The 21514-nt window shown below is 65.2% G+C and carries 19 protein-coding genes; 8 read left to right on the forward strand and 11 right to left on the reverse strand.

Features of this window, described 5'->3' with window-relative positions:
* Positions 1 to 209 precede the first annotated feature (209 nt).
* A complete protein-coding gene (gene glyA / locus QM590_RS24440) occupies positions 210 to 1493 on the reverse strand; it encodes a serine hydroxymethyltransferase (protein ID WP_037191396.1) in 1284 nt (427 codons plus the stop codon).
* Positions 1494 to 1539: 46 nt separating this feature from the next.
* Positions 1540 to 2736 carry a DUF885 domain-containing protein gene (locus tag QM590_RS24445; RefSeq protein WP_269596712.1) on the reverse strand — a complete coding sequence of 399 codons (1197 nt, stop codon included), beginning with the start codon at positions 2734 to 2736 and terminating at the stop codon, positions 1540 to 1542.
* A 165-nt stretch (positions 2737 to 2901) separates the two neighbouring features.
* On the opposite strand from QM590_RS24445, the gene coaA reads away from it, so the two are divergent.
* Positions 2902 to 3825, forward strand: coding sequence for a type I pantothenate kinase (coaA, locus tag QM590_RS24450; protein ID WP_037191653.1), 924 nt, complete (start codon positions 2902 to 2904; stop codon positions 3823 to 3825).
* Positions 3826 to 3828: 3 nt separating this feature from the next.
* Here the strand turns inward: coaA and QM590_RS24455 are convergent, their stop codons facing one another.
* Entirely contained in the window at positions 3829 to 4611 is a 783-nt protein-coding gene (locus tag QM590_RS24455; protein WP_037191390.1) for an isoprenyl transferase, read from the reverse strand.
* 146 nt (positions 4612 to 4757) lie between these two features.
* Here QM590_RS24455 and trhA point away from each other — a divergent pair, with 146 nt between their 5' ends.
* Entirely contained in the window at positions 4758 to 5423 is a 666-nt protein-coding gene (gene trhA, locus QM590_RS24460) for a PAQR family membrane homeostasis protein TrhA (RefSeq protein WP_068052828.1), read from the forward strand.
* 6 nt (positions 5424 to 5429) lie between these two features.
* Here the strand turns inward: trhA and QM590_RS24465 are convergent, their stop codons facing one another.
* The 4 genes from QM590_RS24465 to mca all read right to left on the reverse strand — a co-directional run bounded on the left by QM590_RS24465 (position 5430) and on the right by mca (position 9615).
* Positions 5430 to 6365 carry a sensor domain-containing diguanylate cyclase gene (locus QM590_RS24465; protein WP_269596711.1) on the reverse strand — a complete coding sequence of 312 codons (936 nt, stop codon included), beginning with the start codon at positions 6363 to 6365 and terminating at the stop codon, positions 5430 to 5432.
* 96 nt (positions 6366 to 6461) lie between these two features.
* The gene (locus QM590_RS24470) at positions 6462 to 8471 is read right to left on the reverse strand and encodes a thioredoxin domain-containing protein (RefSeq protein WP_269596710.1); all 2010 of its coding nucleotides are present in this window, start codon (positions 8469 to 8471) and stop codon (positions 6462 to 6464) included.
* A complete protein-coding gene (locus QM590_RS24475; RefSeq protein WP_269596709.1) occupies positions 8471 to 8743 on the reverse strand; it encodes a hypothetical protein in 273 nt (90 codons plus the stop codon). The genes QM590_RS24470 and QM590_RS24475 overlap by 1 nt, the downstream gene beginning before the upstream one ends.
* Positions 8740 to 9615 carry a mycothiol conjugate amidase Mca gene (mca, locus tag QM590_RS24480; protein ID WP_176460389.1) on the reverse strand — a complete coding sequence of 292 codons (876 nt, stop codon included), beginning with the start codon at positions 9613 to 9615 and terminating at the stop codon, positions 8740 to 8742. The genes QM590_RS24475 and mca overlap by 4 nt, the downstream gene beginning before the upstream one ends.
* Positions 9616 to 9719: 104 nt before the next feature.
* On the opposite strand from mca, the gene QM590_RS24485 reads away from it, so the two are divergent.
* Both QM590_RS24485 and greA read left to right on the forward strand, forming a co-directional pair.
* The gene (locus tag QM590_RS24485; RefSeq protein ID WP_068052817.1) at positions 9720 to 10160 is read left to right on the forward strand and encodes a DUF4307 domain-containing protein; all 441 of its coding nucleotides are present in this window, start codon (positions 9720 to 9722) and stop codon (positions 10158 to 10160) included.
* 225 nt (positions 10161 to 10385) lie between these two features.
* The gene (greA, locus tag QM590_RS24490; RefSeq protein WP_032394210.1) at positions 10386 to 10880 is read left to right on the forward strand and encodes a transcription elongation factor GreA; all 495 of its coding nucleotides are present in this window, start codon (positions 10386 to 10388) and stop codon (positions 10878 to 10880) included.
* A 70-nt stretch (positions 10881 to 10950) separates the two neighbouring features.
* Here the strand turns inward: greA and QM590_RS24495 are convergent, their stop codons facing one another.
* From QM590_RS24495 to QM590_RS24505, 3 genes are read right to left on the reverse strand one after another with little or no spacing between them, the layout of a single operon-like run.
* Positions 10951 to 11745, reverse strand: coding sequence for an ABC transporter permease (locus tag QM590_RS24495; protein ID WP_094669390.1), 795 nt, complete (start codon positions 11743 to 11745; stop codon positions 10951 to 10953).
* On the reverse strand, positions 11742 to 12710 hold the full coding sequence (locus QM590_RS24500; RefSeq protein ID WP_269596708.1) for an ATP-binding cassette domain-containing protein: 969 nt from the start codon (positions 12708 to 12710) through the stop codon (positions 11742 to 11744). Before QM590_RS24500 ends, QM590_RS24495 begins: the two co-directional genes overlap by 4 nt.
* A 54-nt stretch (positions 12711 to 12764) precedes the next feature.
* Positions 12765 to 15896, reverse strand: coding sequence for an arabinosyltransferase domain-containing protein (locus tag QM590_RS24505; protein ID WP_269596707.1), 3132 nt, complete (start codon positions 15894 to 15896; stop codon positions 12765 to 12767).
* 166 nt (positions 15897 to 16062) lie between these two features.
* Between QM590_RS24505 and QM590_RS24510 the strand changes: the two genes are divergently transcribed.
* The gene (locus QM590_RS24510; protein WP_269596706.1) at positions 16063 to 17199 is read left to right on the forward strand and encodes an adenine nucleotide alpha hydrolase family protein; all 1137 of its coding nucleotides are present in this window, start codon (positions 16063 to 16065) and stop codon (positions 17197 to 17199) included.
* Between the two features lie 22 nt (positions 17200 to 17221).
* Here QM590_RS24510 and ilvA read toward each other — a convergent pair whose 3' ends face one another.
* Entirely contained in the window at positions 17222 to 18385 is a 1164-nt protein-coding gene (ilvA, locus tag QM590_RS24515; protein ID WP_218829037.1) for a threonine ammonia-lyase, read from the reverse strand.
* A gap of 186 nt (positions 18386 to 18571) precedes the next feature.
* On the opposite strand from ilvA, the gene QM590_RS24520 reads away from it, so the two are divergent.
* The 3 genes from QM590_RS24520 (at position 18572) to QM590_RS24530 (ending at position 21195) form a co-directional block, all read left to right on the forward strand.
* Positions 18572 to 19510, forward strand: coding sequence for an Asp23/Gls24 family envelope stress response protein (locus tag QM590_RS24520; RefSeq protein WP_269596705.1), 939 nt, complete (start codon positions 18572 to 18574; stop codon positions 19508 to 19510).
* On the forward strand, positions 19510 to 20061 hold the full coding sequence (locus tag QM590_RS24525; RefSeq protein ID WP_269596704.1) for an Asp23/Gls24 family envelope stress response protein: 552 nt from the start codon (positions 19510 to 19512) through the stop codon (positions 20059 to 20061). Before QM590_RS24520 ends, QM590_RS24525 begins: the two co-directional genes overlap by 1 nt.
* Before the next feature lie 132 nt (positions 20062 to 20193).
* On the forward strand, positions 20194 to 21195 hold the full coding sequence (locus QM590_RS24530) for a GAF domain-containing protein (protein WP_269596703.1): 1002 nt from the start codon (positions 20194 to 20196) through the stop codon (positions 21193 to 21195).
* The last annotated feature ends 319 nt before the right edge of the window (positions 21196 to 21514 follow it).

A 21514-nucleotide genomic window follows, 5' to 3' on the forward strand; every position in this document is an offset into this window, starting at 1 on the left:
CCTAGGATTTCCATTAACCGGTCCAACCCACGGGGACCAGTGCACATACGTCTGAGCGCTGCAATGGTCCATTCACGCAGATCGGCGTCCGGCGTGGATGGACCACTGCAGACGTCTGCGCGGTGCAATGGTCCATTGACGCGAACAAGGGTGGACGCGGGCGAGGGTGCACGCGGACCGAGTGGGCGAATCTGCAGAAGAGCCCAGCGTCAGCCGAGCAATCCCCAGTCTTCGAGGCCCTCGTACAGTGGCTTGCTCTGTGCCAGTTTCACGACGCGGTCCTTGAGGGAATCGCTGGCTTCACCGGTGGCCAGGGCGGTGGCGATGATGTCGGCGACCTCGGTGAACTCGGCTTCGCCGAATCCGCGGGTTGCCAGTGCGCCGGTGCCGATGCGCAGGCCGGAGGTGACCATCGGCGGGCGCGGGTCGAAGGGCACTGCGTTGCGGTTGACGGTGATGCCGACCTCGTGCAGGAGATCCTCGGCCTGCTGGCCGTCCATCTCCGAGTTGCGCAGGTCCACCAGTGCCAGGTGCACGTCGGTGCCGCCGGTGAGGACCGATACACCCTTGTCTGCGACGTCGGCACCGGTGAGACGCTCGGCGAGCAGTGATGCACCGAGGAGGGTGCGCTCCTGGCGTTCCTTGAACTCGGGCGTCGCAGCGATCTTGAAGGCGACTGCCTTGGCGGCGATGGCATGCATCAGCGGGCCGCCCTGCTGGCCGGGGAACACTGCGGAGTTGAGCTTCTTGGCCCATTCCTTCTTGGCCAGGATGATGCCGGAGCGGGGTCCGCCGAGGGTCTTGTGCACGGTGGAGGAGACGACGTCTGCGTACGGCACGGGTGAGGGGTGCACGCCTGCGGCGACGAGTCCGGCGAAGTGCGCCATGTCGACCCAGAGCAGTGCGCCCACTTCGTCGGCGATGGAGCGGAACGCAGCGAAGTCCTGGTGGCGCGGGTAGGCCGACCAGCCGGCGATGAGCACCTGCGGCTTGGCGGCGATGGCCTGCTTGCGCACCTCGTCCATGTCGATCCGGTGGTCTTCCTTCGACACCCCGTAGGACTCGACCTCGTAGAGCTTGCCCGAGAAGTTCAGCTTCATGCCGTGCGTGAGGTGGCCGCCGTGGGCGAGGTCGAGGCCCATGATCTTGTCGCCCGGGTTGATCAGTGCCATCAGGACCGCGGCGTTGGCCTGCGCTCCGGCGTGCGGCTGCACGTTCGCGAACTCGGCACCGAAGAGTTCCTTGGCGCGGTTGCGCGCGAGATCCTCGACGATGTCGACGTGCTCGCAGCCGCCGTAGTAGCGGCGGCCGGGGTAGCCCTCGGCGTACTTGTTGGTCAGGACGCTGCCCTGGGCCTGCAGCACCGCGCGGGGAACGAAGTTCTCCGAGGCGATCATCTCCAGCGTGTCGCGCTGACGCCCCAGCTCACCGGCCATCGCTTCGGCGACCTCGGGATCGAGTTCGGCCAGTGACAGGTTGTTGACGTCAGTCATAACAGGAGTCTCCAAGGGACAGCAGAATAAAGGGGGCCAGGCCAGTTTACGAGACGCGCAGTGCACCGGGTGTCAGTGGCTCGTCGAGCAGCCTGCCGAACAGGTGCGCGCGCTCACTGCCCGTCTCACCTCGGTCCAGCCAGCCGGCGAGCAGCTTGTAACCCTCGACGTAGGTGCTGATGTACGCCCGCCACAGCGGGGAGGACAGAAACCGCAGGCTGTGCCGGGCGCGCTGCGGCGATGCCAACGACCATCGCTCCAGGTAGGCGGCCACGTCGTCCTCGCTCTTGTGCTGATCGTGCAGCAGCAACGCGGCGTCCTGCCGCACCCCCAACAGCTGGCTCGACGCGGCCGCGAGACGCTCGGCCTTCTCGCCGTCGAATCGCAGTCCCAGATCGGCGTAGATCTCCTGTGCCCACAGGCCCCAGCCTTCGCCGACGACGGCACCGAGCGCGTGATCGGCCAGGCCCTCGGCCATCAGGCACTGCGGGGTGTTCACCACGAACAGTGTCTGCTCGAGTTGGCCCTCACCGACCAGTCCGGTCTCCTTGCGGCAGTGTTCGGTGTGGTGGCCCGGGTAGGACTCGTGCGCGATCAGGTGCGGCAGGTTGGCCATCTGCTGTTCGATGTCGGAGTTGATGGCGACGGTGGACTGGAAATTGCCGAGGTAGTAGTTGAATCCGGACCACGGCTTGTCGCCCACGACCTCGTAGGTGACCTTCTCGGTGTCGGGCAGCGTGTATTCGGCGCGGACGCGGTCGCGCAGCGCGGACGAGAACGCCTCGACGCAGTCCTGCAGTCGGTCGGCCGGAATGACGTCGGCACGGCGATGCGCGATCAACCGTTCGCCGAGCGACCCGGGACCGGCGAGAACCTCGTCCATCTTGCGGTGTGCCTGCAGGTACTGGTCCTGATCGCCGGCGGAGATTCGGACGTCGAAGTAGGCGTGGACCTCGTCGACGAAGCCGATGTCCTCGCCTGCGAACTTGCGCGCCGAGCATTCGAGTGCCCGCAGGTGGACGTCGAGGAACGTCGTGCGCTCGGGTGTCAGATCGACGTTGCCGAGCTCGGCGCGCAGTGTCTGTGCTCGACGGATCAGCTCACGCGGCTCGGGGGCCGGGGCGTTCTCGGTGATACGACGCAACTCGGGATCGCCGGTGTACGCGTCGACGAATCCGTCTTCGAGCCGGTCGAAACTCAGGCCCAGCAACAGGTATTCGCGAACCAGGGTAGAAGCATCCATAACCGAACCCTAGTACGGCGAACGACCCCGCCCGTGCGCGATCGACCGGCACCGAGCACAATCTGGAACCATGCGACTCGCGCTCGACAGGAGCTCAGCCGAACCCTCTGCAGCTCCGATGTGGCAAGAGTGGAGCCTGCGGAACGATTTTGGTCGGAGTCGTGCGTGAGCGAGTCCAGTCCGTATGTCGAGTTCGACCGTGTGCAGTGGCGCACGCTGCGTCAATCCACGCCGTTGGTGCTGACCGAGGAAGAACTCGTCGGTCTGCGTGGTCTGGGCGAACAGATCGATCTCGACGAGGTGGCCGAGGTCTACCTACCGCTCGCACGACTGATTCACCTCCAGGTCGCGGCCAGGCAACGACTGTTCGCCGCGACCGCGACGTTCCTCGGTGAGAAGCACCCCGACCGTCAGGTCCCGTTCGTCATCGGTGTCGCAGGGAGCGTCGCCGTCGGAAAGTCGACGACGGCCCGTGTGCTGCAGGCACTCCTGGCCAGGTGGGACCACCATCCGCGGGTCGATCTGGTCACCACCGACGGATTCCTGTACCCGACGGCCGAGCTCATGCGTCGAGGCATATTGCACCGCAAGGGTTTTCCCGAGAGCTACGACCGGCGCAAGTTGCTCAGATTCGTCACCGAGGTCAAGTCCGGGACCGAAGAGGTGGGCGCACCGGTCTATTCGCACGTCTCGTACGACATCGTCAAGGGCCAGTACCACATGGTCCGGCAGCCCGACATCCTGATCGTGGAGGGGCTCAACGTATTACAGACCGGGCCACGGTTGATGGTCTCGGATCTGTTCGACTTCTCGATCTACGTCGACGCGCGAATAGAGGACATCGAGAGCTGGTACGTCAAACGCTTTCTGGCATTGCGCAAGACGTCGTTCACCGACCCGTCCTCGCACTTCCACCACTATGCGGGCCTGTCCGACGACCACGCGCAGATCGCGGCCGAGGATCTGTGGCATTCGATCAACCTGCCGAATCTGGTGGAGAACATCCTGCCGACACGACCGCGAGCGACGATGGTGCTGCGCAAGGACAACGACCACGCGATCAACCGGCTGCGGCTTCGTAAGTTGTAGAGCTCAGATACCGAAGCGCCGATGTCTGGCCGCGAAGTCACGCAGCGCCCGCAGGAAGTCGACGCGTCGGAATTCGGGCCAGTAGGCCTCGGTGAACCAGATTTCCGAGTAGGCGCTCTGCCACAGCAGGAAGCCGGAGAGTCGCTGTTCGCCCGAGGTGCGGATGACGAGGTCCGGATCGGGTTGGCCGGAGGTGTAGAGGTGGCTACCGATCTCGTCGACGTTGATGGAGGCCACCAGCTCGTCACCGCTGACGCCCTCGGCGATCTTCTCGGTCACCAGGGACTGCACGGCGTCGGCGATTTCCTGCCGACCGCCGTATCCGACGGCAACGTTGACGTGTGTTCCCGACCGTCCCTCGGTGAGCGCAGCCGCTTCCTTGAGTCGACGCGCGGTCGACGCGGGCAGCAGATCGAGGGTGCCGACGAGTTTGACGCCCCAGTTCATCTCGGGTCCGCAGATCTCCTCGACGACGTCGGTGATGATGTCGAGCAACGAATCCAATTCGTCGGCGTCGCGGCGGAGATTCTCGGTGGAGAGCAGGTAGATGGTCGCCATCTCGATTCCGGCTGCGTCACACCAGCCGAGCATCTCGGCGATCTTCAGTGCGCCCATGCGGTGCCCGTGCGCGACGTCGGTGAACCCGTTCTCGCGAGCCCAGCGGCGATTGCCGTCGCACATCACCGCAACGTGCCGCGGGTGCTGCACGCCTTCGAGCTGGCTCAGCAGACGCCGCTCGTACACGTTGTAGAGAACGCCGCGGACCTTCTGCGGAATGATCACCACTGCTTCGTCACCACTGCCCCGTCACCGCTGCTCTCATCACCACGAAGGATCACCTTACGCCGACGTCTGCGAGGCGGTCGCCGGTACAGTAGCGTCAGAACCTACGGTTGCGTAGGTTCAAGGCGGCGGCACGGGAGGCAATCGACATGACGATGTTCGGACTCGACGAGATACCCGTCAAACCTCGTATGCGCGGCTGGATTCACCTGTACGCGTTCGGCGTGGCGGTGGTGTGCGCGATCACTCTCGTCACGCTCGCGTTCAGCATGGTCTCGGTCAGTGCGGGTGTGGCCGTGAGCGTGTATTCCATCACCGTCTGCGGCGTGTTCGGGGTCAGTGCCACTTACCACCGCGTGCACTGGAAGACCACGGCGTCGCAGATCTGGATGAAGCGCGCCGACCATTCGATGATCTTCCTGTTCATCGCAGGTAGCTACACCCCGTTCGCCGTGCTGGGTCTCCCCGGCTCCACCGGACGCACGTTGCTCGTCGTCGTATGGGCCGGGGCCCTCGCCGGGGTGGCCCTGAAGATGTTGTGGCCCACCGCTCCCCGCTGGGTCGGGGTACCGCTGTACCTGCTCCTCGGCTGGGCGATCGTCCCGGTCGCACCCACGCTGATCGACCACGTCGGCTACGCGCCGTTCGTCTTGCTGCTCGTGGGCGGAGTCTTCTACAGCATCGGAGCCGTGCTGTACGCCACCAAGTGGCCGAATCCATGGCCGACGACTTTCGGCCATCACGAGTTCTTCCACGCGGCAACGGTATTGGCGGCAACCTGCCACCTGGTTGCCGTCTGGCTCGTACTGTTCTGATCGACCTCAGGTGGTTCGGGATGCCTTGTCTCGATACATCAGTGCGTCGGCGCGCTGAATCAGCCGGTCTCTCGACTCCCCCGACTCACGTACTGCGACGCCCACGCTCACCGATACCCCGAGCAGATTCGATCCGAACGGCACCGGCTCGCCGCAGATCGCCGACCGCACCGATTCGGTGACTTCGGCGGTGTCGAGGCCCGTCGACCCGTCGAACGTCACCGCGAACACGAACTCGTCTCCTGCGTATCGGCCGACGACGCTCCCGCGCGGCGACCACTGGTGCAGTCGACGGCCCGCGGCCTCGAGCACGGCGTCACCTGCCGGATGACCGTGCGCGTCGTTGATGGATTTCAACCGATCGACGTCGACGAAGGCCAGGGCAACCGGCAGATCCTCGGCGATCCATTCGTCGACGTGGGCGAGCAGAGGACCTCGTCGCAGCAATCCGGTCAGCTCGTCGCGCTCGGCGCGATCGCGCCAATGAACGGTGTCGTCGACGACGGGATTGACCAGGTCCAGCAGTGCGACGATGAACCGTCGCCCGGCGATCGTCGAGATTCCGACGTGCATCCAGCAGGAGACGACCTCCCCGTCGACGCGCCGCACTCGACGCAGAGCTCCGATCGGTCGACCGTGGTCGGTGGGGCCTGCCTCGGGGTAGCGGTGCTCGAGTTGGACCGCGATACGCGTCGCCGATGCGCGATCCCCGAGCGGCACGAAATCTGCAACGGGGCGACCGATCATGTCGTCCACGGCGCACCCGAGCACGCCCTCGCACAGGGTGTTGGCCCCGACCACCTCGTAATGCATCGAGTGCACCATGGCCGCCATCGGAACCGCGGCCACGAACTGGGCGACAGCAGCGCGCTGGTCGTCGGTCACCGCCTCGTGCACGGTGTCCGCACGCACCACACCCTCATTCATGACGCCTTCACTCATGACACCGTCGATCCATTGGTAGACGCTCGACCGCCCCAGGCCGAGGAAACTCCCGGCAACAGTACTGTTGCTCCGTCGAAGCATCGACGAGCGTGGTCAACTCCGCAGCGCGAACCGCAATTCTTCGGCAGAGGTCACAGGACGGTCGCACACGAAGCCACGACACACGTACGCCGTTTCGAGGCCGTCGACCGGTGGACGGTCGGTCAGCAGCACCGACGAATCCGTCACGCCTGCGACCACCACGGAACCGCCAGGGGCCAGAGCCCGGACGGCCGAGAGCAGGTCACCGCCGGGTGCCGTCGACACCGCGACCTGAATGGGACCGCGAACGGACGCTTCCGCGACCGCCAGCCAATGGCCACCGGACCTGGGTGCTCGTTCGAGAATCGAGGCCGATCGTGCCAGCGACGCAGCCGCCAGTTCGCCGTACCGCGCCGAGGAGGTGTGATCGACCAACGCCGCTGCGGTGAGCAGCGCCTCGGCCATCGTCGACGCGCCCGACGGGGTGGCCCCGTCGATCGGGTCACGAGGCCGGGTCACGAGAGTCTCGGCATCGTCGGCGGTGTCGAACCACGCTCCGACGTCGTCCGGGTCGGCGAAGTGGTCGATCGCGGCATCGACGATCGACGTCATGCGCTCGGTCCACACCGTGTCTCCGGTGGCCTGGAACAACGCTGCCGCCGCGACCGCGAGAGCCGCGTAGTCCTCGAGCACACCGGTGGCCTCACCGACTGCACTGCCGAGTGAGGCGCGGCGGACTCGGCCCGACTCGACGTGGCCGGCGAACAGTTGCTCGCCGCACTCGACTGCCGCGTCGACCCATCGCGGTTGCCCCAACCCGGTCCCGGCCTCGATCAACGCCGTGATCGCCAACCCGTTCCACGCGGTGACGACCTTGTCGTCGCGGCCCGGTTGCGGCCGAGTCGCGCGAGCGGCGAACAACGTGCTGCGCACTCGGGCGAACCGGTCGTAGTCCTCGGGTTCGGCGGGCAGCTGCAAGACCGACATGCCGGCCTCGAACGTGCCTGCCGAGTTCACCGCGAACAGCCCCGCTGCCCACACACCGTCCTCGAAGCCGAGTGTCTCGGTCAGTTGCTCCGGAGTCCACGCATACGTCAGACCCTCGATGCCCTCGGTGTCGGCATCGAGGGCCGACGCGAAACAGCCGTTGGCCGTGCGTAATTCACGCAGCATGAACTCCGCGGTGTCCGACGCCACCCGCCGGGCGAGCGCATCGTCGTCGACTCGCGCTGCGTGCGCGTAGAACCGCAACAGCAGGGCGTTGTCGTAGAGCATCTTCTCGAAGTGCGGGACGATCCACTCGGCATCGACGGAGTAGCGCGCGAATCCCCCGCCCAGTTGGTCGTAGATACCCCCGCGGGCCATGGCCGACGCGGTACGGCGCACGACGCCGAGGACCTCGGTGTCGCCGGTGCGCTCGTAGTGCCGGAGCAGACCTTCGAGCAACGCGCCGGGTGGGAACTTCGGTGCTCGGCCGAAGCCGCCGTAGAGGGTGTCCTCGTCGGCGCAGATCGCGGAGACCGAGGCCGCCAATGCATCGGCGTCGATAGGGCGACCGCCTGCGGGCACGCCTGCGCTGTGTTTGCGAAGTTCGGTGACGATGTCGGCGGAGGCGTCGAACACCTCCTGTCGCCGCGTCGACCAGGTGTCGGCGATCGCGGTGAGCAACTGCTGGAACGACGGCATTCCCTGACGCGGAGCCGGCGGGAAGTAGGTACCGCAGTAGAACGGTTCGGTGTCGGGGGTCAGGAAGCACGTCATCGGCCACCCACCCTGGCCGGTCATCGCGACGGTGGCGTTCATGTACACCGCGTCCAGGTCGGGTCGTTCCTCGCGATCGACCTTGATGCAGACGAAATGCTCGTTCATCAGCGACGCGGTCGCCTCGTCCTCGAACGACTCGTGTGCCATGACATGACACCAGTGGCACGCCGAGTATCCGATCGACAGCAGGATCGGAACATCGCGATCGCGAGCGGACTGCAGTGCCTGCGGTCCCCACTGCTGCCAGTGCACCGGGTTGTCCGCATGTTGCTTCAGATACGGGCTGGTGGACTCACCCAGGGCATTGGCGTCGAGCATCAGGGCTCGTCGGAGACGGCGGGTTTGGTTCGGTTCTGTTCCGGTGGAAACGGATCTGCCAACCCGCCGCGATCGGTCCCCTCGTCGAGAGCCTGATCCAACGTCGGATCCTCCTGCTCGAAGGTAGCGGGCAGACGCTTGATCTTCTTGTTCATGGACCAGATCAGCAGTGCCGTTCCGACCAACAGCGCGACCAGGATCACCAGACCGATGGGCGAGGACTTACCGAATTCGGGACCGGTCGGCTGCTGGGCGAGGATCGAAACGATCATTTGTCGGTCTCTTCTATTCCGGCGAACAGGTCCGTCTCGGGCAGCGACGTCGTGACCCGAGTGCGGGCCAGCTCGAACTCTTCGGTGGGCCACAGCTTGCGCTGCACGTCCAGCGGCACGGCGAAGAACGAGCCGTTGGGATCGATCTGCGTCGCGTGTGCGCGGAGAGCGTCGTCGCGCTGCTCGAACCAGTCACCGACGGTGACCTGAGTGGTGATGCGGCCGATGATCTCGTCGCGCTGGCCGTCCCACCGCTTCAGCCAGTCCACGAACGGGCTCTCCTCGCCGCGATCGATGAACCAGTCGTGGAACAGCTGCATGCGCTTACGGATGAATCCGTGGGAGTAGTACAGCTTGAGCGGAGTCCAGGGCTCACCGGCGTCGGGGAAGCGTTCGGGATCGCCCGCTGCCTCCCATGCCGCCATCGAGACCTCGTGGCACCGGATGTGGTCCGGGTGCGGGTACCCGCCGCGTTCGTCGTACGTGGTGATGACGTGCGGCTTGAACTCGCGAACCACCTTCACGAGCGCCTCGGTCGAGACCTCCAACGGGACCAACGCGAAACAGCCGTCGGGAAGCGGCGGGAGCGGATCGCCCTCGGGCAACCCGGAGTCCTCGAACCCGAGCCACGTCTGCTGCACGCCCAGCACTCGGGCGGCCTCGGCCATCTCCTCACGCCGAACCTCGTGGATGCGCTCGTGCACGCCCGGAATGTCCATCGCCGGATTGAGGATGTCTCCCCGCTCGCCACCGGTCAGGGTGACGACCAGAACATCGTGTCCTTCGGCCGCGTAGCGAGCCGTTGTCGCAGCGCCTTTGCTGGATTCGTCGTCGGGATGGGCATGCACTGCCATGAGCCGCAGTCCGGACACGTTCTTCCTCACCTCGGATTCGCCTGATTCTTGCCTGCCCCTATAGTTCCATCTGACGCCGACAGGCCCCCAGCGGCACCCCCGAATCGATCCCGAGAGCGGCCATGACCAACGCACTTCCCGCAGGTAGATACCCGTCGGGTTCAGGCCCGAGCGGTATTCGACAGGCCCCCAAACGTGCGACGAAGATCGCACTGGTGGCACTGGTCCTGCTGGTCGGGCTGGGCGTGGCCTACTACGCGTACAGCAAGTTCTCGGTCAAACCGATCGAGGGCAGTCAGCTCTCGTTCGACATCGTCGACGAGGACACGATGTCGATCAGGTTCAGCGTCACCCGGCAGGATCCCGAGCAGCCCGCTGTCTGCATCGTCCGCGCTCGCTCGCGCGACGGCTCCGAGACCGGCAGGCGCGAGGTGTACATCCCACCGGAGTCGGCGTCCACCACCGTGGAGATGACCACCGAGGTGACGACGTCGGCCGCCCCTGCCGTCGGCGACGTCTACGGCTGCACCCTCGATGTTCCCGAATATTTACGAGCCCGATAGGCGAACTGCCTGTTCGTGGTAAGGTCGGGTCATACACGGCCACCGCAGAAGGTGCCGTGTATTGCTGCATTGCGGGCAGGGTTCACCTGCGAACGATGACGACGGCTCCAGGATGTGGGCCGACCAAGGGGATCCAACCATTGGAGTCCCCTGTTCGTTGCGTGCCCTACCTGCTCAGAAACCGGAATCCGAGCTCGAGATTCCGACTACGAGGGAGTGATCGAGATGACCGAGACCCAGGTGACCTGGCTTACCCAGGAATCACACGACAGGCTCAAGAGCGAACTCGACCAGCTCATTTCCAATCGCCCCGTCATCGCCGCCGAGATCAACGAGCGTCGCGAAGAGGGCGATCTGAAGGAGAACGGCGGCTACCACGCTGCGCGCGAGGAGCAGGGCCAGCAGGAAGCACGTATCCGCCAGCTGCAAGAGCTGCTCAACAACGCGAAGGTCGGCGAGGCGCCCACCCAGTCCGGCGTCGCTCTGCCCGGATCGGTCGTCAAGGTCTACTACGACGGCGACGAGTCCGATACCGAGACGTTCCTGATCGCCACCCGCGAAGAGGGTGCCCGCGACAACAAGCTCGAGGTGTACTCCCCCGCGTCCCCGCTGGGCGGATCGCTCATCGACGCCAAGGTCGGCGACACCCGTGAGTACACGCTGCCCAACGGCAAGACCATGAAGGTCACCCTCGTCAGCGCGGAGCCGTACCACACCTAGGCCTGCTCACGAGAAGACATGAAAGCACCCCCGGTCGCCGAGCGACCGGGGGTGCTTTTCTGCGTGGATGTCAGGCGGTCATCGTCTTCTGGTACTTGCGCACCGACAGCGGCACGAACACCACGAGCATCAACACGACCCAGATCAGGGTGTAGAGCACGGGGTTCTGCAGTGGCCACACCTCCGGCGGCGGTGCCATCGGGTTGGTGTTGCCGAACTGCTCTCGCACCGCCAACGTCACCGACGAGATCGGATTCCACTCCGCGATGGTCTTGAGCACGGTGGGGAAATTGTCGATCGGGACGAAGGTGTTGGCGATGAACGTCAACGGGAAGATCACGATGAACGACGCGTTGTTGAAGATCTCGGGCGACCGCACGATCAGACCAACCAGGGCCATCACCCACGAAATCGAGTACGCGAACAACAGCAGCAGCACGTACCCCAGCAGGGCGTCGAAGAACGAGGACGTGATGCGCCACCCCACGAGGAGTCCGGTGAGCGACATGATCGTGATGGTGACGAGGTTGTTGCCCACATCTGCTGCGGTCCGCCCGATCACGACGGCCGATCGTGCCATCGGCAACGACCGGAACCGATCCATCACGCCCTTCTGCAGATCCTCGGCCAGCGACGATCCGGTGAGGGAGGCACCGAAGATCATCGTCTGTACGAAGATGCCGCCCATCAGGAAGCTCTTGTAGTCGATTCCGGGGACATCGATCGCACTGCCGAAGACGTACGCGAACAGCAGGACGAACATGATCGGCGAGAGCGTCGCGAAGAACAGTAGGTCGGGAACTCGCTTGAGCTTGATCAGATTTCGCTTGGTGATGATCGCGGAATCCAGAAGAACGTTGCTCATTTCTCTTCCTCCGCCGTCTCGGGTTCGCCGGTGGTCTGACCGGTCAGACTCAGGAACACATCGTCGAGGTTCGGCCGCCGAAGACCGACGTCGACCACTCCGATTCCGTTGTCCTCCAGCTGGGCCAGCGCCGTGGACAGGTCCTTCGATCCCCCGTTGACGGGCATGACGATCCGGCCCACCTGATCGTCGAGGGTGGGTGGTTCGACGCCGATCGGAGCGAGGATCTGCATCGCTCGCTCGGCCTGGGACCGATCGGTCAGCACGAATTCGACTCGCTCGCCGCCGGTTTGGGCCTTGAGCTCGTCGGCCGTGCCACGCGCGATGATCTTGCCCTTGTTCAGCACGATGATCGAATCGGCCAACCGGTCGGCCTCCTCCAAGTACTGGGTGGTCAACAGAATCGTCGTGCCGTCGCGAACGAGATCTGCGATGAACTCCCACATGGTGATTCGGCTACGTGGATCGAGTCCGGTGGTCGGCTCGTCGAGGAACACCACCCGTGGTCGACCGATCAGGCTGGCCGCGATGTCGAGTCGCCGACGCATACCACCCGAGTACTGCTTGGCCGTCCGGTCGCGTGCGTATTCCAGATCGAATCGTGCGAGCAGTTCGTCGGCCCGCTTCTTGGCCTCGGCCTTGCGTAGGCCGAACAATCGGCCGACCATCTCGAGATTCTCGTACCCGGTCAGATACTCGTCCACGGCCGCGAACTGACCGGTCAGCCCGATCGTGCTGCGCACCTCGTTGGCCTGCGTCGCCACGTCGAGCCCGAAGATCCGGGCCGAGCCGGAAGTCGCTTGCAGCAAGGTGGCGAGAATACGGACCGCCGTGGTCTTTCCCGCACCGTTGGGGCCGAGCACACCCAGCACCGTGCCCTCGGGAACGGTGAAACCGATCCCGTCGAGCGCGACGTTCTTGCCGTACCGAAGTACGAGGTCCTCTACTTCTATAGCGTTCGCCATGGCCCTCTCCCGTTTCTCTACTGGTCGGTGTAAGGACTTCCGAACGCGTAGAGATTAACCGGTCTTGATCGGACCGGGCGTCCACAGACCCGAACGCTGGACCTCTTCTGCTGTGATCTGCGCCGCCTGCGCCGTTTCGTCGTACGGGATGTACTGCTCGATCGACCCCCAGTCGCGGTCCCAGTCGCCGTCCAGATACGACGGGATGGTGCGAGCGGAGGCGACGATGTCGATCCACCCGAGCGGTCCACCGCCGAAGTGGTCCTGCCACGCGTTGGTGATGACGGCACCGCTGCGGTCCGGCAGCACCCGGTACTGCGGAACTTCGGCAACCCCGAGGCGGTGATCGAACGGATGCTGGCAGGGGAAGTTGAAGCCGACCTCCCAGTCCAGCATCACCGGAGCGTCACGACCGACGACCTCGTTCAACGTCTGGGTACGCGGAACCCGCGGCGGGGTGATCGCCAACCACTGGTCGGAATCTCGATCGTTGTCGGCAACCACGAGCCGAATCGTGTTGGCACCGGCCGGGATCCGATCCATCGGCACGCGCAGGTTGCGCCACGACGGCGTCGGGCCGATGTCGATGGGGGTCACCCGTCCCTGCGCCTGTCCGTCGACTCCGTACTCGAGTTCGAGGCTCTGCCCGTACGTGACTATGCCGTCGGAGTCCACCGAGCGGATGCGTCCGGCAGCGGCGATCGAGATCAGGTCGCCGGGATCGGCAGGCAGTGCGTACCACCCGGTCGTCAGCGTGGCGGGGGCGTCGGATCCGAACGAACCGAGCACCGGCACGGTGGCCGGATCCAATCCGAACGGCAATGCGCTACCGCCGGTTCCGGCTCCGGTGGTCGACGTCGGCTGCTGCTGCTCGTCGGTGTCGACGGTGTTCGAGGTGCCCGACGCCGAGGACTCCTTGTCTGCGGTGAGGTCGCCCGCCACACCGTCGGGGGTGAACCCGTCGTTCTCTTCGCCCAGCGCAGCGAAGGCATCCCCGGTGACCGGTTGCAGCACATCGGCATTGGGGTTCGTCTCGAGCAACACGTCGTTGGCGAGGCCGCACGTGTCGCCGGCAAGCGCCGAGAGATTCGATTTCGCGACCGAGTACGACGGCCACTGCGCCACAGCACCCTTGGCCATCGACGCAACGGCCACCAGCACCATCAGTGCTGCCCCGACAGCGATCGGCGGCACCGACCACCATCGCGCCATCGGTTTGTCGGTGCGCACGTACGGCGCGCGGAGATGGAACCAGACGGCTGCGAGCAACAGCAGCAGGGTCAGGCCGAGGAACATGGTCGAGATGCCGAGACCGGCAACGAGGATCGGCTTGTCCCAGAACGGAACTCCCCAGGCCGAGACGTACCAGTACCCGTTGGTTCCGGTGAACGCGACGGCCATCACGAACGAGACCGACGCGGCGAACAGCAGTCGGTTGCGCCGCGATCGCAGTACCGCCGCGCCGGTCGCCACGGCTGCGAGCACCGCAACCGATGCGGCGAGTCCGGCGAAGACCCCGAAGTGGTGTGTCCACTTGGTGGGGGTGACCATCATCAAGGCCATAGCCCCGACGGTGATGCCGACGATCCGCCGCGCCGGTCCTGTTGCGGTACCGGGGATCTTGCCGCCCTTGCGCAGCATGGCGACGACGACCGCGATCAGCGAGACGATCATCACGAACACTCCGAAGCGGCGTGCGAGCGAGCCGTCGATGTCCATGTTCATCAGCCACTGGTAGCGCAGGTACTCGTCGAACCAGGCCTGGCTCGGCCCGGCCGCGTTGTGCACCCGCTGCATCTCGAGCATGCCGGCCACGGTCTGGTTGCCGAATGCGAACACCAGAACCACCGTGCCCGACGCGATCAGCGGGGCCAGCAACGTCGCCGCGCCCAAGGCCGTGCTACCGAACTGCCGGGCCCGAGCGACGACGATCTGCAGCACCGGCCTGGCTCCGGCGATCAGCGGTGCGAAGCAGATGAAACCGGAGGGTCCGTGGGTGACCGTCAACGCCGCGATGAGTATCGCCGCGGCCGCGGGCAGCAACCTGCGGGTCGCGATCGAGCGCTCCACCGAACACCATGTCAGCAGTACTCCGAGTGCCACGAACGGTTCCGGGCGCAGACCGTTGTTGTACGGCAGCCAGAACGCGAGCAGCACCAGCCCGCCGGTCCACAGGGCAGTCTTCGAGGCGCGAGCAGCAGCCCCGAACCGCGGAATCACCTCGCGGCTGATGACGAGCCACGCCACGACCGCGCAGATCAGCGTCGGCAGGCGCATCCAGACACTGGCCGTCGAGACGTGCGACATGATTCCGAACATGTCGTACAGCGGCGTTCCGAACGGTGTCTCGGGCACACCGAAGTAGCGGAAGTAGTTGGCCATGTACCCGGCGTGATCGGCCGTACGCGCCATGCCCAGCTGGTAACCGTCGTCGGAGGTGTTCGCGCCGATCAGATGCCACACCAGCAACGTCCCGATCACCACAGCATCGGCAGCACCGAACGTCCACCAGCGACGCGGCAGGAACCGTCGGGCACGTCGGCCGTCGGACAGGTCGAGGCGGTGCAGCGCCACCAGCGAGATGCCCGTGGCGAGGACCCCGACGATCATCGCGAACCACTTCAGCGCACTGGGTGTGGACGAGAATCGACTGTCGAGCTGCGCTGTCAGCGTCAGACCGTCGACGGTGCCGCGAAGATCGCTGAACACTCCGACCAGCTGCGGCCGAACATCGCCCTCGCGCGTCACGGTGTCGGCACCGGTCAGCCCGACGGTGGTCGCCGTGCCGTTCGAGGTGATCGTCAACTCGCAGTCGTCCGCAGTCGAAGGGCTCAGCTCCGAGATCGGCTTCTCTAGGAGAACAGAATCACGCAACGTCACCTTCAGTTGCGATGCCTCACCACCCGTGACCTCGGCGACGAGACCGTAGCGATAGGCGTCGGGCGATCCCTCGGGCGAGGTGGACAGCAACAGCCCGCCGTCGGGCAACAGATTCGCGGCAGCACACGGGACCGTCGCGTCGACGCTGATCGGGGTGTATCCGACGAGTGGAGCCTCGACACTGGCGATCGTGTCCGACTGCGGCCACGTCAGGGAGGACTGTTGCTGCTCGATCGGCAACAGCGGTATCGCGATCGTCAGCAGGATTCCCAGGACTGCGGAGACGATCGCGACGAGCCGAGCCATGCAAATATCTCCCACCGATGTCCTGGTCCAAGTCGCTGATCAAGGTACCAGCCGGGGTCGAGCGAACCCGGCACGCTGATCGTGCGGAAATGTGCTCGACGCAGAACAGTTTCCTTCCGACCGATGCTCCGGTTCGGACAACCTTCGCTGTGGCACACTCAGCCCGATGATCAGCCCGATGACGGTGCATGTCGACGACACCGGTGCTGATTCCATTGCCGCGCGAATAACGACCCCATCGGGCGTCGAAGTGCGAGTGAGAACCGAGTCGAATTACTCGCTGGACCATTCCTCCACTCCCTGGCTTCCTCCGCTCCTGACCGCCGGTATGCGCAAAGGGTGGGATGTCTCTTTCGACGGACCCGTGGATTCGACGGCACTTCGAGGTGCATCCGAGGCTCAGAAGATCTTCCTGGACTGGTATCCCAAGCGTTTTCGAGAGGTATCGATGTCGGCGGCACCCGGCCGCGTCGCCACCGGCGCGACGGGAGTGGGTTGCTTCTTCAGCGGGGGCGTCGACAGCTTCTACTCGGCAATCATGGAATCCGACCGCATCACCCACCTGGTCTTCGTGCACGGTTTCGATATCGGTATCGACGACGAGAGTTTGGCGGCCAGAGCTTTGGCCGGAGCCCGAGAGTCGGCGGCGGAATTGGGAAAGCCGTTGATCGAGGTGAAGACCACGATCAGGTCGGCCTTCGCCGACCGACTCCCTCTCGATTGGGGATACGACTTCCACGGTGCCGCGTTGGCGCACGTCGGCCTGGCGTTGTCGGAGCACCTGAGCACCGTCATCATCCCGTCCTCGAACTGCCGCGAGGAACTCGCACCGTGGGGCTCTCATCCTGACCTCGACCCGTTGTGGTCGAGTAGCTCGGTCGCCTTCGAGCATCACGAACTCGATCTGCACCGTCTGGGCAAAATTCGTCGAATCGGCGAGAACCGGACCGCGATGAACCATTTGCGGGTCTGCTGGGAGAACCTCGACGGGGAATTCAATTGCGGCAGATGTGCCAAATGCGTTCGCACACAGATCGGGCTGGCGGCCGCGGGTGCACGGTGCACGACTTTCCCCGAAACCATGGATGTGCGCGCTGTGGCTCGAATGCACATGAGAAGCCGCGATCGCGGCTATCTGAGAACCTCACTCGCGGCGATGCACGATGCCGGTGTCACCGACACAGAACTGCAGCGGGCCGTGAACACCGCAATACGCCGAAGTTATTGGACCCCGGCGCTTTTCCACGTGCGTCGTGCAGGTTCGTATATCGGCCAGGTGATCCGTCGAAGTCTGCGGCGTTGAATCGGTTGTGTCGACCAGCAGGTCAGTTCTCCACGTGCACGGCGTATCCGGCCGCACCGAGTGCATCGAGCACCGAGCCGCGGTGGTCCGGTCCGCGGGTCTCGACGGTCAACATCACGTCGACCTCTTCGAGCCCCAGGCGTCCGCCCGTACGGGAGTGGACGACGTCGACAACGCTGGCACCGGCGTCGCGCACCACGCCGAGCACCCCGGTGAGCCCACCCGGCTTGTCCGAAATCGTCACACGCACAGCGAGATAGCGTCCACCCGCTCGGAGACCATGAGTGATGACGTGGGTGAGCAGCAGCGGGTCGATGTTTCCGCCGGAGAGGACGGCGCACACCGAACCGGTCAATCCGAGCTCGTCCGCGGAATGCGTCATCAGCGCTGCCACCGCTGCCGCCCCGGCCGGTTCCACGATCAGTTTCGCGCGTTCGATGCACAGCACCAACGCCCGCGACAGCGCATCCTCGCTGACGGTCACCACGTCGTCGACCCATCCCTGCACGTGATCGAACGGCACCGATCCGGGCAGGCCGATCGCGATGCCGTCGGCCATCGTCGACATCGATGTCAACGCGATCGGGTGCCCCGCCTTCAGCGATGCAGGCCACGCGGCTGCGCCCTCGGCCTGCACGCCGACGATCCTGATACCGGGCTTGGTCAGCTTCACCGCGGCGGCGACACCGGCCAACAGTCCCCCGCCGCCGGTGGGGATCACGATGGTGCCGACGTCCGGCATCTGCTGCAACAGTTCGGTACCCAACGTCGCCTGCCCCGCGACGATGTCGAGGTGGTCGAACGGATGAATGAGAGTGGCACCGGTGCGTTCGGCGAATTCCCTGGCCGACTTCAGCGCCTCGTCCACCGTGTTACCCACCAGATGAACAGTCGCGCCGTAGGCCTTGGTGGCGACGAGCTTGGGTAGCGACACGCCTACCGGCATGAACACCGTCGAGTCGATCCCAACCTGCGAGGCGGCCCACGCGACACCCTGAGCGTGATTGCCCGCGCTGGCCGCGACGACACCGCGGGCGCGCTGCTCCGCGTCGAGCCGGGCGATGCGGTTGTACGCCCCTCGCGGCTTGAACGATCCGGTGCGCTGCAGGTTCTCGCATTTGAGCCGCACCTCGTGGCCGGTCAGGTCCGACAGAATTCGCGAGGCCACCACAGGAGTCCGGCGCATGACCGGCTCCAGCAGCTCCTCGGCCGACGCGATATCCGACGCGGTCACCCGCACAATTTCCGACACGGTCGCAGTATGCCAGGAACAATTACTCTCGTGACGTCATCCGCCACCGGTCGTCACTACAGTTGTGGAGCGCGTGCCGCACCACGGCGAGCCGCGACGGGCGCAAAGGATTCTCTGAAAATGACGCAGGCTGGATCCGACGAGGTCGACGACGGCCGCGAGATGCGTGGCAGCGTCGAGATCAAGGATCGGGCCATGTCGCGGACTGCAATCGCGGCGGCATCGAAGGATCCTCGGGTCACGCGCACCACCGGCGGCTTGTCGCGACTGACCGGGCGAGAACTCCCCCGCGCCGACGTCACCCTCGGCGAGGACACGATTGCCGTCAACCTCTACATCGGGGTGACCTGGCCGTCGCAGATCACCGAGGTGACCGAATCCGTGCACGCCACCGTCGAGGCCGCGTTGGCGACGATGACGGGCCTGCACGTGCATCGAGTGAACGTCCTGGTATCGGACACCACACTGGACACCGGCCCCTCGCCCACCTCGAATACCGAAGCATCGCAGCCCATCTCACCTCGACCACCCACTGCTGGCCCGGCCGCGATGCCGGTGGCACTGTTGTTCGGGTTCGCCCTCCTCGGTGTGGCCTTTGTCGCCGGCCGGGAATTCCTGATCGCACACGGCAACCTCGGTGGTAGCCCGTGGATCGCCGACGCGGTGTCCTGGATCTCCCGATTGCACTGGCAGAGTTGGATGATCGCCGCCGCGATCGGAGCCGCCGTCGTCGGGTTGTTCGTCGTGTTCATCGGGGTCAAGCCCCGAACGAAGACGCATTCCGGCCTGGGCGAGTCGGCGTCGACCGGGTGGGCCACGCCGACCGACATCGCTCGATTGTGCAGTGCTGCAGCACAGTCGACCCGCGGAGTCGTGGACGCGCACACCGTCGTCACCCGGAAGAAGATCGAAGTTCGGGTAGAGCGTGACGCTGCGTACGATGCCGACCGTATCGACGTCGGCGTGCGCGAGGCACTCGCTCCTGTGCTGTCCGTTGCTGCGGGCGAGCGCCGGCTGACGGTGAAGCAGTCGGTGGCAGCACCGACGAGGGTCTCGTGATGAAGACCTTCGTTGCCGGTGTCGACCGACTCCTCGCCATCGCGGCCGGGGTGGGGTTGATCGCGGGAGGTAGCTTCGCGCTGGCCTGGTACTACGACGTCCCCTGGGCACGAGAGATGCTCTCTCGCTTCGATCGTGCGCGAATCGCCGCCCTACCGGAACAGGGCTGGTGGGTGCCGACCCTGGCCGTGGTCGGCTGCATCGCCGTTGTCACGGCACTGCTTCTGTTGATCGGCAACTTCTCTCCGCGCACGACCGGAACGGCAAGCGTCATCGAGAAGCCCCACTTCTCGGCGCACGTGGACCTGAGCGCGATAGCGTCGGGCGTCGCCGCGGAGCTGGCCGAGTTCCCCGGTGTCCGACGCGCCCGCGGTACGGCGATCGACGATCGGGGAATGCCCACCATCACCGTATCGGTGCATGCTGCAGCCGATTTCGACGTCGTGGCCTTCACCGCCCGAGCCGAAGCCCGTGCCGCCTTCGTGGCCGAATCACTCGCCGGTGCACACGTCGCCACTCGCATTCAACTGCACGTCGACAAGCGGCGGTAGCGCGGCCGCGCAGCGTTGCGATAGGCCCGGCCACCTGTCCCTTCTGTCGGATTCACCGGTACGGTGTCGGTACACGACCCGAAGCAGGGAAGATCCGCGGAGCTCGACTCGAGTGGAAGGGAGTCCGCCTCGATGGGGCGTAGGAACGGCGACTGGCTGTTGATTCTCCTCGAACCGGATTCGGTGGCGTGCGTGGTGGCGGTAGGGACGACGCAGAAGAGCAAGGTTCCCATGGCGGTGTTCCTGAGGAGGTCGTCCGACTCGATCCACGCACGTGATGCGGTGGCTCGGTGCGCGGAATCGGGCAGGGATGTGGACATCGAATGCGGGCCGGGCAGGTACGTCTCGGCCCGTCCGATTCTCGGTGACGACGGTACGGTCCAGGCGGTGTGGGCCAGACTGCATCCGGGCACGTGCGACTCCCCGCCGTCGAATGCTTGGGCCTTTCGCTGGAATCTGACTCGCGGCACTGCCCACTCCAAGGACTCCCCGGCGCTGAATGCCGATGTGGCGCATTTGTCGGTAGCAGAAGCGATGGCAACGTTGGATTTCGGATTGCGAGCCACCGACGTCCTCGCGATGCTGGTATCCAGCACAGTCGGCGACACAGTGGATCTCGACGCCACCCAGCGTTGGACCACGGACGAGCTACATCGTATTCGCGTGCTGGCGCACACCACCGTCGAAGGGGAAGCTCGTCACCTGCGCGGCATCGCAATCGACCGCGGTCCGTTCGTCATGAACCATCCATCCCCTACCGGAGTCCAGGAGACGATGAGCGGGCTCGTAGCGGGTGCCTCGGTCATGGCTCGACGCCACACCGCAATAGTCGATCTGTGCACCCTGGAGACCTTGTACTGGCACGGCCCGCCGCCACCGTCCATCGCCTGGAATCTCGACCCGACCGACCCGCGACCGCGAGTGCACCCGGACGACGACGGAGCAGTCGACGCACTCGCGAAATCAGTGTCCCGGGCCGGCGGCGCAGGAGACGAGCCGAGCATCACCGTCAGATTCAGAGACCGAAACGGCGGCTACACCACCCACTCGGTGACCGCGTGCGCTCTGCCGATTCTCCCTGACGACGAAGAACCTCGGCTCGCGCTGGTGACGGTGACCGAGGCCTGTATCTGATCGCGCGTAGCGCTGGCGCTTCGGCACCGACGGGTTTAAAGTTCGGTGTGTTACGCAAAGACTCGGTCAACGAGGCGTAACCCGCGACCTACCTTGTGTCTCTCGGAATGGTCCGCACAACTACAGATCGCCGGACGAGCGTGCGCTCTCGTTCCAGGCCGATCCCATCGAGTACGCAACCGGCCCATATCCGTTGTGGCCCCATATCCGTTGCTCACTGCACCCGGCTCGGTCCGAACGACAGCCACCATCACGTCGCCGAATCGCCCGTTATCTTTTAGCTGGTCCTTGAAACCGAGGGCTACGGTCGCCAGACCCG

The sequence above is a fragment of the Rhodococcus sp. IEGM 1372 genome (genome assembly GCF_030056835.1).
GTDB lineage: Bacteria > Actinomycetota > Actinomycetes > Mycobacteriales > Mycobacteriaceae > Rhodococcoides.

What these genes read in the sequence shown, in the direction of transcription:
- trhA (WP_068052828.1), top strand. Translation starts at nt 4,758, where the DNA reads ATGACGATGTTCGGACTCGACGAGATACCCGTCAAACCTCGTATGCGC.
- ilvA (WP_218829037.1), bottom strand. Translation starts at nt 18,385, where the DNA reads ATGCGCCGGACTCCTGTGGTGGCCTCGCGAATTCTGTCGGACCTGACC.
- QM590_RS24495 (WP_094669390.1), bottom strand. Translation starts at nt 11,745, where the DNA reads ATGAGCAACGTTCTTCTGGATTCCGCGATCATCACCAAGCGAAATCTG.
- QM590_RS24525 (WP_269596704.1), top strand. Translation starts at nt 19,510, where the DNA reads ATGAAGACCTTCGTTGCCGGTGTCGACCGACTCCTCGCCATCGCGGCC.
- QM590_RS24505 (WP_269596707.1), bottom strand. Translation starts at nt 15,896, where the DNA reads ATGGCTCGGCTCGTCGCGATCGTCTCCGCAGTCCTGGGAATCCTGCTG.
- QM590_RS24510 (WP_269596706.1), top strand. Translation starts at nt 16,063, where the DNA reads ATGATCAGCCCGATGACGGTGCATGTCGACGACACCGGTGCTGATTCC.
- QM590_RS24465 (WP_269596711.1), bottom strand. Translation starts at nt 6,365, where the DNA reads ATGAGTGAAGGCGTCATGAATGAGGGTGTGGTGCGTGCGGACACCGTG.
- QM590_RS24500 (WP_269596708.1), bottom strand. Translation starts at nt 12,710, where the DNA reads ATGGCGAACGCTATAGAAGTAGAGGACCTCGTACTTCGGTACGGCAAG.
- QM590_RS24445 (WP_269596712.1), bottom strand. Translation starts at nt 2,736, where the DNA reads ATGGATGCTTCTACCCTGGTTCGCGAATACCTGTTGCTGGGCCTGAGT.
- QM590_RS24520 (WP_269596705.1), top strand. Translation starts at nt 18,572, where the DNA reads ATGACGCAGGCTGGATCCGACGAGGTCGACGACGGCCGCGAGATGCGT.
- QM590_RS24485 (WP_068052817.1), top strand. Translation starts at nt 9,720, where the DNA reads ATGACCAACGCACTTCCCGCAGGTAGATACCCGTCGGGTTCAGGCCCG.
- QM590_RS24530 (WP_269596703.1), top strand. Translation starts at nt 20,194, where the DNA reads ATGGGGCGTAGGAACGGCGACTGGCTGTTGATTCTCCTCGAACCGGAT.
- QM590_RS24475 (WP_269596709.1), bottom strand. Translation starts at nt 8,743, where the DNA reads ATGATCGTTTCGATCCTCGCCCAGCAGCCGACCGGTCCCGAATTCGGT.
- QM590_RS24470 (WP_269596710.1), bottom strand. Translation starts at nt 8,471, where the DNA reads ATGCTCGACGCCAATGCCCTGGGTGAGTCCACCAGCCCGTATCTGAAG.
- greA (WP_032394210.1), top strand. Translation starts at nt 10,386, where the DNA reads ATGACCGAGACCCAGGTGACCTGGCTTACCCAGGAATCACACGACAGG.
- glyA (WP_037191396.1), bottom strand. Translation starts at nt 1,493, where the DNA reads ATGACTGACGTCAACAACCTGTCACTGGCCGAACTCGATCCCGAGGTC.